This window comes from Amycolatopsis sp. TRM77291, from assembly GCF_054166285.1.
In genome coordinates this window covers 5,962,815-5,975,767 of sequence record NZ_JBSZHF010000001.1, presented here as the reverse complement: position 1 = coordinate 5,975,767, position 12,953 = coordinate 5,962,815, and the positions used below count along the sequence as shown (strand labels likewise).

Below are 12,953 nucleotides of genomic sequence, written 5' to 3'. Positions count from 1 at the left end.
TAGAGACCTTCGTGTCGGGTTGCGGCAGACTACTCGAACGTAAGCGGTATCGGGAGTAATCGCTGGTCATCGAGGGGAGCACGGGTCGAGATGCGCGCGTCCGACGAGATCCGCCGAAGCCGGCGGGACGACCGTTGCGACGACATCAGGGCCGCGACGACGCACGCCAGGAAGACCACCACGAGGTTGGCCGCGATCAGCGACAGCCGCCCGCAGCGCCGCGAAGCGACGGGGGACAGGTAGCTCAGGTCGGCCTTGGCCAGCGCGTCCTCCACCGAAGCGAATTCCGCGACTTGGCGGCCGCAGCGCACGCAGCCCTTCAAATGTGTTTCGAAGGCGTGAGCCTCGGCTTGGTCGAGCACACCGAGTACGTACGCCGCCACATCGGTGTGTTTCACCTTTCGCTTCGTCATCGCGGACCCAGCTCTCCTAACGACCGTCGCAATGTCCTCATAGCCGCGTACAGCCGTGATTTGACCGTTCCCTCCGGGATTCCCAATATCACCGCCGCCTCCCGGACCGTATGCCCGGTCAGATACGTCTCGTAGATGACGGCCTGATATTTGCCGTCCAGATAGCGTAGCGCTTCGGAAATGACGAGCGCGGACAGTGACTGCTCGGTCCGATCCGCTATTTCGGCGCTTTCGGAACTGTCCAGCTCCACCTCCTGCGGGCGCGCGCGCCGGTTTCGCCAGCCGTCGATCACGATCCGCTTGGCGACCGTGAGCAGCCAGCCGCGCAGCATTCCCGGCTCACGGTTCAACGTGTCGGAATGCTGCCAGGCGCGAATCAGTGTCTCCTGTACGACGTCTTCGGTCCATTGTTGATCATGGCCGGTCAGGTACATCACCTGGCTGAACAGGGTTTCCCGGAAATCCTTGTACAGCAACGCGATCAGCTCGTCGGAAAGCTCGCTCGACCGAGCGTCGCCGCCGAGCCGGCATTCTCTGCCCACTGCTTCCATAAAGTTCGCAACCTCCCCAGCGGTGGAGGATTTCACAGGTTCGTACACCGTAGCGCAGACTATCGCCGTGGGCCATGTGCAGTAGTGCTCTATTTACCATTAGCCGTCCGGTACGTATATCGGCCGGAAACGGTTCTAAATATGTCGTGTGATGCACATCACACTGAGTGCCGTGGTGGAGATCGAACCGGCCGCTCCGGTTCGCCGTACTCCCAGTGAGGCATATCTCGGACGGGGACGGGTGAAATGATCTATCGACTTCTCGGAGTGGCGATCGGCTGCATGGTGATATGGCTGGGAACGCTGGCCCATGCCTTCGCGGAAATCGACTCACATGATCGGGAGCTCCTCGTCCGGGTACGCCAAGCCGGTTTGTGGGAAGGCCCGGTCAGCCGTCAGGCGGAACAGCGCGGGAGCGCCCAGCGGGTCCGCGAAGTCGGCCGCGAACTCGCCGACGATCACGACCGTCTCGGCACACAGGTCCGAGCACTCGCTTCGAAGGTCCGGGTCGAACTGCCCGTCGAGCCCACCGAAGAACAGCGCTCGTGGGCCGACGAGATCACCGGTGCCGCCGGTCCCGACTTCGACCGGCTCTACGTCAACCGCGCCCGCGCCGCGCACGGGAGCATCTTCGGTCTCGCCTCCCACGTCCGGGCCGCCACCCGCGACGACGCGATGCGGTCGTTCGCCCAGACCGCCGTCGACACCGTCATGCGGCAGATGACGCTGCTCGAAAGCACCGGAATCGCCGAGACCACCTCGTTGATGGTCGTTCCGGGCGGTGGCGACGACCTCGACGGCGGCGACATCGCGCTCGGCATGCTCATGGTGGGGATCGCCGGCGGGGCGACCTTCGGGCTGGTGCGGTTTCTCGGCGTGTCAGGCGGGCGAGCATGACGGCCACGCTCCTGGCGGTGATCCCGGTCCCGTCGCCGCACGACAGCGGGGTGCGGGACATCGCCGCCCTGTCGGCCCGGTTCGCCTACGTGACGATGTGCCTGACGCTGGTGTGGGGCGTGCTGAGCGCCACCGGCTGGATCAGGCGTGTCACCGGCCACGAGGCGTTGCGCGGCGGTCACGTCGTGTTCGCGACGTTCAGTCTCGCCACCGGCGCCGTCCACGGACTGTCCTATCTGTTCCTCGACGACGACTCGTTCGGCGTGCTCGCGCTGCTGATCCCGTTCGCGGGCGGCGGGGTCGCGCGGCACGCGGCGGGTGTCGTCGGGCTGGAGTTGTTCGTCGCCGTCTCGATCACCGCCGCGGTGCGCCGCGGCGTGACCGATCGCCGCGGGCAGCGGTTCCATCAGGCCGGCTACTTCGCGGTCGGCCTGCTGGCGATCCACTCCTGGCTCGGCGCGGCCGCGAACGGGAACCTCGCGACGGTCTGGCTCGCCGGGATCACCGTGCTCACCCCCGCCGTGGTGCTCACCGTGCTCCGGGTGCTCCCGCCGCGGGCGCTGGTGTGGCTGGGGCTGCTCGAAGGCGGCACCGGCCGGGCGCAACCGGTCCGGATCTCCGTCGACGACAAGAAATGCCACCGCTACGCCATCTGCCAGGCCGAAGCGCCGAAGGTCTTCCAACTGCAGGGAGACGGCCAGCTGCGGTACCTCCGGAAACCCGGCGCCAAACAGGTGCCGCTTGCCCAGGCCGCGGCGAGGGCCTGTCCGATGCGAGCGATCCGGCTGAGCGGTCTACAGGGGGCAGGGCGATGAGCGAACGGATCGTCGTGGTCGGCGGCGGGCTGGCCGGCCTGCGGTGCGCGGAACGGTTGCGGGAACTGCGGTTCGACGGCGAACTGGTGATCGTCGGGAACGAACCGGAGCTGCCGTACCACCGCCCGGCCTTGTCGAAGCAACTGCTGACCGGCGCCACCCATCCGGCGGAAATGCTGCTCGCCCGGCCCGACGAGATCGACGCCGAATGGCGGTTCAACACCCCGGCGACCCATCTTCAGCCGGGTCGCCAGGTCGTCCATCTGCCCGGGGCGGAGGAACTGCCCTACGACGGGCTCGTCATCGCCAGCGGCGTCGAACCTCGGCGCCTTTCCGGTGTGCCGCACGGACATCCGCGGGTGGTCGTGGTCAGGACACTGGCCGACGCCGCGGAACTGCGCGACAACCTGGCCGCCGACAGCGGGCCCGTCGCGGTGCTCGGCAGCGGGTTCATCGGCTGCGAGGTCGCCGCGAGCCTGCGCGAGATCGGCAGGGAGGTCACCATCATCGGCCGGTCGGCGCATCTGCTCGGCGAGGTCGTCGGCAAGCACATCGGGCAGAAACTCTCGGCGCTGCACCGGTCGCGAGGGGTGCGGCTGGCGCTGGGCGCGTCCGTCGACAGCTGGCAGACCACGGCGAACGGCCTGCGGCTGCGCTCGTCCGACGGCTGGATCCTGGACGTCTCGTGTGTCGTCGTGGCCGTCGGGACCGTGCCGTCGATCTCGTGGCTGCGCGGCTCGAAGCTGCCGCTCGACGACGGCGTCGTCTGCTCGCCCACCTGTCACGTGCTCGGGATGGGCAACATGGTCGCCGCCGGTGACGTCGCGCAGTGGCCGAACCTGCGCTTCGACGAGACACCGCGACGCGTCGAACACTGGCTCAACGCCGTCGAAATGGGCCGGGCGGCCGCGGAGAACCTGCTCGCCGGCCCGCAGGCCTCACGTCCGTTCGCGCCGGTGCCGCGGTTCTGGTCCGAACAGCACGGCATGCGGATCCAGGCGGGTGGCATCCCGAAGCTCGGCACCGACACCGTCGCGCTCGCTTCACCCGTCGGCGGTGAACGGCCTGTCACCGGATTCGTCCGCAAGGGGCGGCTGGTCGGTGTCGTCGGCCTCGACAGCCCGTCCGCCGTCCTCCACTGGACCAACGAGATCGCGGAGCAGAACCCCGTCAACCACCCGGGAGGAAAGGAGACGCCTGATGCGCCGATCGCGGTTGACCATGCTCGTCGTCATCGCGGCGCTCGTCGTGGGGGCCGCGATGTGGTGGCAGGCGGTTGAACCCGCGTCGCGGACGGCTCAGGCTCCGGTCACCGAAGCCTTCCCCGGCCCGCGGGTGCCGTCGCCCGGCACGGGGCTCACCGCCGTCTACCTGACCCGGATGGGGCAGGCCGTCCTCGACGAGACCGGCGCCGTCCTCTTCCGCTATGAACGCGACGATCCGCACAAGGCCCGTTCCGCGTGCCTCGGGGACTGCGCCGTCGTGTGGACGCCCGTCACGACCAGCGGCACGCCCTCGGTGACCGGCATCGACCCGGCCCTCGTCGACACCATCAAGCGTCCTGAAGGCGCTGAACAGGTGACGTTGGCGGGCTGGCCGCTCTACAAGTTCGCCAACGCGCGACCCGGCGAATGGACCGGCCAGGGCACCGACCACCTGTGGTTCGTCGTCCAGCCCGACGGGCGGCGCAACCTGAACTGCCTGCCCGGACCCGTGCAGTAGGATTCGCCGACGGACGAGTCGGCGGGGCGGCCGCGAGCCGGGAAACCGGTTCGAGGAAAGTCCGGACTCCACAGGGCAGGGTGGTTGTTAACGGCAACCCGGGGCGACCCGCGGGACAGTGCCACAGAAAACAGACCGCCTCCGCTCGCTTCGCGGGCGGGGGTAAGGGTGAAACGGTGGTGTAAGAGACCACCAGCGTCCTGGGTGACCAGGACGGCTAGGTAAACCCCACCCGGAGCAAGGCCAAGAGGGAGCCGCGAGGCTCCTGCGCAGGCGATCGAGGGCTGCCCGCCCGAGCCTGCGGGTAGGCCGCTCGAGCCCGCCGGCGACGGCGGGCCTAGATGGATGGCCGCCACCCGTGCCGCCGCAAGGCGGGGCGGGGACAGGATCCGGCTTACACGCCGGCTCGTCCGTACTTCTTTCTCCTACAGCTGGGCGCCGCCGTTCCGTGAGGGGCACGCACGCCCCTGTGGCCGCCCAAGTACATGAAGGCCCCCTTCCTTGCGCCAGGCGCAAGGAAGGGGGCCTTCATGTACTCCCCGAGATGGGCGGTAGGCCCGTGAAGGCCTCCTTACCTACCTTGAGGGTAAGGAAGGAGGCCTTCACGGACTTCGGCGGCGGTGAGCGGTGGGCCAAGGCGGTCGCGAGTGCCCATGAACCCAGGCGAAACCGGCGCCCGACCTGCGGAAGCGATAGCAAAGGTCCCTTGCTCCCACCGCCGCTCCTTCGGACGCTGCGCCCGTCACTACTTGTCGGTAGGCTGCCCCTCATGGGTGAAGCGAGTCGCGTCACGGGACGGTTCCGCGGAACGTTCGATGTACTGCATTCCCTTACCTACTTCGCTCCCGAGACGGAAGCCGCGCTCACCGGCGTGGGTCTCCGCCCAGGGCGCATGACGTATTTCGCGGGCCGCGCGGCGCCCATGGGCGCGGTGGGACCCGGCGTGGTCGCGGCGACCTTCTACAACTTCAACCCCGAACTCGTCGCCCGCCACATCCCGCGGGCGTGGACGCTGGCGACGCCCGAAAAGATCATCGAGGCCCGGTTCGAAGCCGTCGACGCGACGCTCACCCGGCTGCTCGGCAAGGAGACGCTCGGTTCCGAAGAGGTCGCCGAAGCGGCGGAGCTCGCCCGCGAGGCGACCGGCGGCTGCCAGGTCGACGGCCGTCCCCTGTTCGCCGGGCACGCGGGTCTCGACTGGCCGAGCGAGCCGCATCTCGTCCTGTGGCACGCCATCACCCTCTTGCGCGAGCATCGCGGCGACGGGCACATCGCCGCGCTGGTCGCCAACGGGCTCGACGGGCTCGCCGCCCTCGTCACGCACACCGCCACCGGCAAGGGGTTCCTGCCCGACGCGGCAAAGGCGTCCCGCGGCTGGAGCGACGAGCAGTGGGACGACGCGGCGGCGAAGCTTCGCGAGCAGGGCATCCTCGATGGCGAGGGCGGCCTGACTGAGGCCGGGAACGATCTTCGCGAACGGCTCGAAGTCGCCACCAACGCGGCGTCGACGGGGCCTTGGGAGCACCTCGGCGAGGAAAAGACGAAACGGCTTCACGAGCTGTGCGGACCTTTGAGCCGCCAGGCCGTCGAAGCGGGCGCTTTTCCCGCCAATGTGTTCTCCACGGGCCGATAATCACGCTATGTAGTGAAAATGCCGCCCCTGATTTCGCTTTGGGTAACGGAAGCGTGACTTTCGCTTGATCGGCACTCATGTTTTTTGTCGAATACGTGTTCACCCAGCGGACTCGGGAGAAGCCACCGAACGAGTCATGTCACACTGGTCGAGGCCGAAATCTCCGCGGCCGACCCGTACTCACAGTGAGCAAGATGCCTCGCAAGCGAGTGAGGCCGTCAGCACACTGCGAAATACGGGTGGCCGGGGTTAATCCAGACGACCCTTGCAACGATGATGGAGACCGAGGATGGTCGTGGTGCTGTGCCTCGCTCTGTGAACTGTAGACAAAACGACATCTACAGAGCGCGCTTTGACCACTACGCCTCGTGACGCCATGATGTTCGAAGCACCACCGAGCCAGAACCGCGCGATCCCCCTCTCCGCGCACCGGGAGTAATGCGATGATGACCATGACCACCCTCGACACGCTGGCCCAGGGCGGAGAGCTCGGCACCGGCAACGTCCGCACCTGGCTGATCGACAACATCATCCCCCTGGTGCTGCTTGCCGTCGCGCTCCTCCTGCTGTGGCTGGGCGGTGGCAAAGGGGACAACGCGGGTGTCATGCGCCGACTCGCCGGTGTCGTGATCGCGCTGGCGATCATCGGCCTCGCGGTGAGCGGCGCCGGAGTCAACGTGGGCCAGTGGATCGCCGGCCTCTTCACAGGCTGAGGGCTCGCGTTGCGTATCCGGACCGATGACGAGGTTTACCGGGTCGACGCCGTGTGGCTCGGCCCGCCGAAAGCGACTTTTCCCTGGAGAGCCCGCTACGTCGCGTGGCTCGTCGGTATCCCGGTCTTCCTGCTCGTGCTCACCGTCGAACGGTGGGCGGGCTGGGGCTTCGGGTTCTTCTCGACCGCCTGGGCCTTCGTCGCCACAATTGTGATCACCAGGTTGATCACGGCCAAGATCAGCCACGAGCGCCCGCTGGGCGCCGTGGCCGCGATGGCGGCGAAAGAGCTCAACACACCAAGAGAACGGACCACGGGCACGGGTGGCGCCGCCAGCGCATCCCGCGTCCGGGTACGGGCGAACCGCCCGCTACCGAAGCACCGCAGGAGACGGCAGTACCAGCACCACGGCTACGGCGGCGGCGCCGGAGCTCAGGGAACACCACGAGCGCGTCGGAGCCGCCCCGCGGCTCGGGCCGGGAGGTAGTCGTTGTTCGGTCGCGGCGGAAGCCGAGGAAAACGTGATCGAGATCTGCAGCAAGGGGCCTGGCACCCGCCCCAGCAGGTCCGCTCCGCGCAGCCCAAGAAGGCCGGCAAGGGAAGGCGGCTGCCCGGCGAGGCGGCCATACCCTCCTATACCCCGTCCATCGCGGCGCGAAGCATCGACGGGCACCTGTTACGCACCGGTTATGAGGTGTACGCCTGGTACCGGCTCGCGCCGCAGCGCTGGTCGTTCCGGTCGGACTCGCAGCGCCGCGACCTGATCGCGGCCATCGCCGGGCAGTACGCGGAGCTCCAGGGCCGCTGGCTGCACCTGCGCGTGACCAACCGGCCGTACCCGATCCGCATGTGGGCCGAGGCCCACGTGCACAACGCCGTCGGCCGTCCCCAGGACGTCCAGGGCGCCCTGTCCTTCGACGACTACCTCATCGGCGAGCAGCAGCAGCTGATGGGCCGTTCGATGGCCGAAAAAGAGGTCTACCTCGGCGTCCAGGTGCAGACCAGGCGGATGATCGACCGCGCGGTCGAGAGCGCCGCCCCGGTGCTGCGCAAGATCCTGCCGGAGGCCGTCGACGCCGAGCTGGCCGCGCTCGACTCCGAGGTCGAGCACCTCGACCAGGTGATCGGCTCGGCCGGGCTCGAAGGCCGTCCGGTGCACGCCGAGGAGATGTCCTGGCTGATGCACCGTTCGTGCTCGCTGGGCCTGCCCGCGCCGCGCAACATGCCCGCGGTACCCGGCGCGGCCTGGGAGCCCGAGGACCTCGCCAGCTTCACCGACGCGGCGGATTTCCACGCCGAGCCGTACGCGCCCACGGTGACCGTCCGTGGCCGCACGGGGTCGAACGCCGGGGTCTCCCGGCATCTCGCCGTCCTCACCGTCGGCCAGATGCACGGTCTGCAGATCCCCGAGGTCGACGACCCGTGGATCCAGCATGCGGACCGGCTGCCCGCCGCGGTCGAGGTGTCCGCGCGGATCTACGTCCGGCGCCCGGAAGAGGTCGCCGGTGAGCTGCAGCGCCAGATGAACAAGGTGCGTTCGCAGGTCAAGCACTACACCGACGAGCACGAACTGGAGCCGCCGCAGTCGCTGGCGCGCCAGGCGGGCCGGGTGCTGGAGATCGACGACGAGATGACGTCGGGCTTCACCGCGCTGGCCACCCGGGTGCGGTCGTGGTGGCGGCTCGCGGTGTCCGGGCCGACGGAGCGGGACGCGCTGCGCCTCGCCCAGCAGCTCCTCGACCTCTACAAGCCGAAGATCGCCGTCGAACATCCCGAGGCCCAGTACGCGCTGGCCCGCGAGTTCATCCCCGGTGAGCCGCTGGCTTCGGCCGCGTACATGCGCCGCGGTTCGGTCGTGTGGGCGGCGTCGTCCGTGCCGACGGCGACGGCCGAGGTGGGCGACCGCCGCGGCATCCTGCTCGGCGAGACGGTGACCGCGACCCGGCGCCCGGTGGCGTGGGACCCGTGGATGGCGCAGGAGATCCGCGACGGTTCCGGGCTGACGGCGATGGTCGCGGGCCTCGGTGGCGGTAAGTCGTTCCTCGGCGGCGGCATCGTCTACAAGACGCTCCGCGCGGGCGCGCACTGGACGATCCTCGACCCTTCGGGCCCGCTGTCGCGCCTGTGCGACCTGCCCGAGCTGCGTCCGTACGCCCGGCCGATCAACCTGCTCAACGCGCAGCCCGGCATCCTCAACCCGTATCGGGTGGTCGCCGAGCCTCAGCTCGAGCACTTCATGGACGAGGACGACCCCGAGCGCTCGTGGCGGCGGGAGAAGGCCCTCGCGGGCGCGACGCGCCGCCGTCTCGTCCTCGACGTCCTCACCGGCGTCCTGCCGTACGAGGTCTCGCGGATGGCGCAGACCCGGATCGTGCTGCTGCGCGCCGTCCGCGCGGTCGGCGGCCGGTTCGACGCCGACCCGGGCCAGGTCATCGACGCGCTGCGGCGCGACTCCAGCGAGCACCACGAGCACGCCGTCGTCGTCGCGGACTTCCTCGACGAGATGCGCGAGCGGATGGCGCTGCTCATCCCGGAGAGCGACGCGGACCCGTACTCCGAGACCCGCGACGACCGGATGACCGTGCTGACCATGGCGGGGCTGACCCTGCCCAAGGACGGCGTCCCGCGCGAGTACTGGACGGACGCGGAATCCCTCGGCGTCGAGATGCTGAACCTCGCCGCGTGGCTGACGCAGCGGTCGGTGTACGAGAAGCCGAAGGAACTGCGCAAGGGCGTCTGGATCGACGAGGCGTTCTTCCTCTCCGAGGTCCCGACCGGCCGCGTGCTGATGAACCGCTTCGCGCGTGACTCGCGAAAGTGGAACGTCCGTGTCCTGCTGTCCTCGCAGATCCCCGCGGACTTCCTGAAGATCCAGGGTTTCGTGGCGCTGCTGGACTCGGTGTTCGTCGGCCGTCTCGACGACGACGACGCCCAGGCCGACGCGCTGCGCCTGCTGAAGGTCCCGGTCGGTGTCGGCTACGAACAGGTCGTCGCGGCGCTGGGCCGCCGCCCCGGGTCGTCACGCGATCTCCAGCGCGACGTCGAGCCGCGGCAGTTCATCTTCGGTGACGGCGCCGGCGGCGTGGAGCGGATCCGCGTCGACTTCTCCGGCCCGCACCTGGAGCACCTGCGCCGGGTCATGGACACCACCCCGGGTTCGCCCGACGCCAAACCGTCCAGGCCGGGCAACGAGCTCGCCGTCCCGGCGGAGAAGCCGTTCGTGGCTTCGCCGCCGGAGGAGGACGACTTCGAGCTCGAGGAAGACCTCGAACTCGCGGCCGAACTCGAGGTCGGCCTTACCGACGAACAGATGCTGGGCGCCCCGGACCCGCTCGCCGCGGAGACGGGCGAGGTCCAGGGCGCGGTCCAAAATGGACATAACGGTGGCGGGGGTCAAGGCGAGCACGCGCGCGCCGGCAAGGGTGGCACCGGCAGGGATGCCGCATGAACACGGTGTTCACCCTGGCGTTCGTTCTCGCGTTCGCCGCCGGCTGGCACGCGCTGCGCCGCCGTCTCAAAGAGGGGCCGCGGCCCGGCAAGACCAGACCGAGCCGCCGCGCGACGATGTTCGTCGTCATGGTGATCCTTGGCCTGCAGGCCGTGGCGACCGCTCCGGCGGCGTCGGCGGCGGCCTGTGGTGAGGCCCCGAACCCGGAACGGCCGGGCGCGGGCATGGTCGGCGCGCTCGACCCGCCCGCCACCGCTCGCGGTGAAGGCGGCAGCCCCTACAACGTCTACGGGTACGCCGGGCACGTCTGGGACACCTTCGAAACCGACTGCGGCCCGCTCGCGGGTATCACCTCGCCCAACTCGACGATCGACACCTGGGCGGGCAACCAGCTGTTCAACATCGGCAAGAACATCGTCGGTGCGACGAACTCGCTGCACTACACGGTGTTGCAGGGCAGCCTGCTCAGCCCGCTGTACAACGCCGTCAAGGCCGGGGCCGAGAAGGTCTACAACAACATTTACGCGCAGCTGTTCGGGCTGGCCGCGCTGATCATGTCGATCATGTTGTTCCGCAACATCTGGCGCGGCGATCTCGCGGCGGTCAGCAAACGGGCGCTGTACGGCCTCGCCGCGGTCTGGCTGGCCGCGTCCTCCTTGGCGCTGCTGAGATTCCTCGATCCGATCGACAACGCGATCGTGCAGACCACGACCAACATCCAGGCCGGGTTCATCGACGAGGCCAAGACCCCGCCGCCGTCCCAGCCGCAGCCGCCCGCCGCGCAGCCGTGCCAGGCGACTCCGGAGGCCGTGGCCGCGCGCCAGCCGTGGGACCGGGTCCCGACCGAACTGCACTGCCGGGTCGTCTACGACAACTGGCTCCGCGGCGAATTCGGCAGCCCGGACTCGCCGCAGGCGATCCAGTACGGTCCGGCACTCCTGGACGCGCGCGCGTTCACCTGGGGTCAGATCCAGCAGGGCGGGGACGCCGACGCCGCGCTGGTCGACTCCAAGAAGGCGGCGTTCAAGGACATCTCCACCAAGCTCGGCCCGGCGACCGGGTACTTCACCGGTGAGGACGGCAGCCGTGTCGGCGCCGGTTTCCTTTCGCTGGGCCAGGGGATCTTCTACTCGCTGTTCCAGCTGCTGGCCAAGGCCACGGTGCTGCTCGCACAGGTGCTGATCAGGATCTTCGTCCTGACGGCTCCGCTGATCGGCCTGATCGCGCTGCTCCAGCCGCAGATCATGCAGCGCATCCTGAAGGTCGTCGGCGCGGTCGCCTTCAACCTCATGGTGCTCTCGGTGCTGGCCGGTGTGCACACCCTCCTGCTGGAGGCGATCTTCACCGCGGGGAACTCGCTGTCCCTGCTGACGAAGATGGCGCTGGCCGCGATCATCACCGTCCTGCTGTTCATGGTCGGCCGTCCCGTGCGGCGGCTGTGGCAGATGGTCGAGATGTCCGTCGGCATGGTCGGCGGCGCGATGCCTTCACCGCGCGGCGGGCTCTTTTCCCGTTTCCGCAAGAAGAACAACGAGCCGACCCCGCAGGACGCGTTCTGGCAGAACGTCCGCGACACCGACGACGTCGTCGACGGCGACCTCCGCGGTCCCGTCGGCGCGACGGTCGGCGGCGGGCGGTTCCGGCCCGAGGCGACGATCTTCGCCAGCTCCCAGCGGCTCGACAACGGTTCCGGCGCGATCCGTCCCGCGGCGGCCTGGTCGGGAGCGCCTTGGCCGGGTGCCGTCGGCGGTGGTGGCGGCCTGCCCGCGCTGCCGTCCGGTGGTGGCGGAGGCGTTCCCGTGTTCGGCCAGTACAACCCGTCCGCGGGCAATCCGGGCGACTCGATGTTCACCTCCGGCGGGCGGAGCCCGATCCAGGTGCCGAGCCGCCGGGTCGACACCTCACCGGTCGCCGACCGGCGCTGGAGCGACGAACCCGAACCGGTCGTGGTGCCGTCGCGGATGAACTCCGCGGGCGGCGGTTACGCCATCCCCGACCAGTCGGGCGCCGTGCCGGTGCAACCGGGACCGTCGACACCGCGTCCTCGTCGCGTCGACCCCGAAGTCGTCGCGGGCAAGCCGGTCTTCGTGCTGTACCGGCCGTCGCGCGGGCTCGAGGTCCGCGAGGAAGTCCGCGACACGGACCACGCAGTGGGCCGGTGACCCATGCCGATCCGGACCAACCGCGGGCGTACCGCGGTCTACCGCAGACTGTGGGGCTGGCCGTTGCGCTCGCCCCGCCACCTCGTCGGCACGCTGGTGATCCTCGCGGTGCTGCTCACCGCGCTGGGCATCCTCCTGCCGAAGGCCATCGGAAAACCGGGACAGACGGCCAACAGGCCGGGTTCCTCGGCGACAGCCACCTCACGCCCCGGCGTCGCGGCGCCGGTGACCGTGACGTCGACGTTGCCGCCGAGGCTCACCAGCCAGCCTCCGCCGTCTTCCGCGCCACCCGACCAGGACGGTATCCGGGTCGCCAAGAATTGGGTGACGGCATGGGCGAACCATCCCGACGGAACGACGACCGAGCAATGGCTGAGCGGCTTGAAGCCGTACACCACCGAGGAGTACCTCGCCGGGGAACTGACGACGGTGGACCCCGCGAACATCAAGGCGACCAGGGTGGCCGGGGAGCCGCAGGTGGTCTCCTCGCTCGCCGGTTCGATGGAGGTCGACGTCCCGACGGACGGGCCCAAGGTCCGGGTCACCGTCGTCAAGACGAACCCGGGATGGCGGGTCACCAAGTTCACCCAAGCGGGCTGA

The 12,953-nt window shown here is 69.2% G+C and carries 12 protein-coding genes and 1 other RNA gene; 11 read left to right on the top strand and 2 right to left on the bottom strand.

Annotated elements, in window-relative coordinates; all coding sequences use genetic code 11:
* Positions 1-29 precede the first annotated feature (29 nt).
* Both ACXIZN_RS27380 and ACXIZN_RS27375 read right to left on the bottom strand, forming a co-directional pair.
* Complete coding sequence (locus ACXIZN_RS27380) at positions 30-413, bottom strand: zf-HC2 domain-containing protein (RefSeq protein WP_126736540.1); 384 nt, start codon at positions 411-413, stop codon at positions 30-32.
* Positions 410-964 (bottom strand): sigma-70 family RNA polymerase sigma factor, encoded by a 555-nt coding sequence (locus tag ACXIZN_RS27375; protein ID WP_457960606.1) that lies wholly within the window; start codon positions 962-964, stop codon positions 410-412. The genes ACXIZN_RS27380 and ACXIZN_RS27375 overlap by 4 nt, the downstream gene beginning before the upstream one ends.
* A 246-nt stretch (positions 965-1,210) precedes the next feature.
* On the opposite strand from ACXIZN_RS27375, the gene ACXIZN_RS27370 reads away from it, so the two are divergent.
* The 11 genes from ACXIZN_RS27370 to ACXIZN_RS27320 all read left to right on the top strand — a co-directional run bounded on the left by ACXIZN_RS27370 (position 1,211) and on the right by ACXIZN_RS27320 (position 12,953).
* A complete protein-coding gene (locus ACXIZN_RS27370; protein ID WP_457957796.1) occupies positions 1,211-1,861 on the top strand; it encodes a DUF4142 domain-containing protein in 651 nt (216 codons plus the stop codon).
* Entirely contained in the window at positions 1,858-2,676 is an 819-nt protein-coding gene (locus ACXIZN_RS27365; protein WP_457957794.1) for a ferredoxin, read from the top strand. Before ACXIZN_RS27370 ends, ACXIZN_RS27365 begins: the two co-directional genes overlap by 4 nt.
* Positions 2,673-3,956 (top strand): NAD(P)/FAD-dependent oxidoreductase, encoded by a 1,284-nt coding sequence (locus ACXIZN_RS27360; RefSeq protein ID WP_457957793.1) that lies wholly within the window; start codon positions 2,673-2,675, stop codon positions 3,954-3,956. Before ACXIZN_RS27365 ends, ACXIZN_RS27360 begins: the two co-directional genes overlap by 4 nt.
* The gene (locus ACXIZN_RS27355; protein ID WP_457957791.1) at positions 3,877-4,398 is read left to right on the top strand and encodes a COG4315 family predicted lipoprotein; all 522 of its coding nucleotides are present in this window, start codon (positions 3,877-3,879) and stop codon (positions 4,396-4,398) included. Before ACXIZN_RS27360 ends, ACXIZN_RS27355 begins: the two co-directional genes overlap by 80 nt.
* Positions 4,399-4,412: 14 nt before the next feature.
* Positions 4,413-4,811, top strand: an RNA gene (rnpB, locus tag ACXIZN_RS27350) — RNase P RNA component class A.
* A gap of 356 nt (positions 4,812-5,167) precedes the next feature.
* A complete protein-coding gene (locus tag ACXIZN_RS27345; protein WP_457957789.1) occupies positions 5,168-6,031 on the top strand; it encodes an SCO6745 family protein in 864 nt (287 codons plus the stop codon).
* Positions 6,032-6,474: 443 nt separating this feature from the next.
* Positions 6,475-6,744, top strand: a complete 270-nt coding sequence (locus ACXIZN_RS27340; RefSeq protein ID WP_126736535.1) for a hypothetical protein — start codon at positions 6,475-6,477, stop codon at positions 6,742-6,744.
* A 9-nt stretch (positions 6,745-6,753) separates the two neighbouring features.
* Positions 6,754-7,230, top strand: a complete 477-nt coding sequence (locus ACXIZN_RS27335) for a hypothetical protein (RefSeq protein WP_091597802.1) — start codon at positions 6,754-6,756, stop codon at positions 7,228-7,230.
* Positions 7,231-7,233: 3 nt separating this feature from the next.
* Complete coding sequence (locus tag ACXIZN_RS27330; RefSeq protein ID WP_457957786.1) at positions 7,234-10,191, top strand: ATP-binding protein; 2,958 nt, start codon at positions 7,234-7,236, stop codon at positions 10,189-10,191.
* A complete protein-coding gene (locus tag ACXIZN_RS27325; RefSeq protein ID WP_457957784.1) occupies positions 10,188-12,353 on the top strand; it encodes a magnesium transporter in 2,166 nt (721 codons plus the stop codon). Before ACXIZN_RS27330 ends, ACXIZN_RS27325 begins: the two co-directional genes overlap by 4 nt.
* Positions 12,354-12,356: 3 nt before the next feature.
* Positions 12,357-12,953 carry a hypothetical protein gene (locus ACXIZN_RS27320; RefSeq protein WP_457957782.1) on the top strand — a complete coding sequence of 199 codons (597 nt, stop codon included), beginning with the start codon at positions 12,357-12,359 and terminating at the stop codon, positions 12,951-12,953.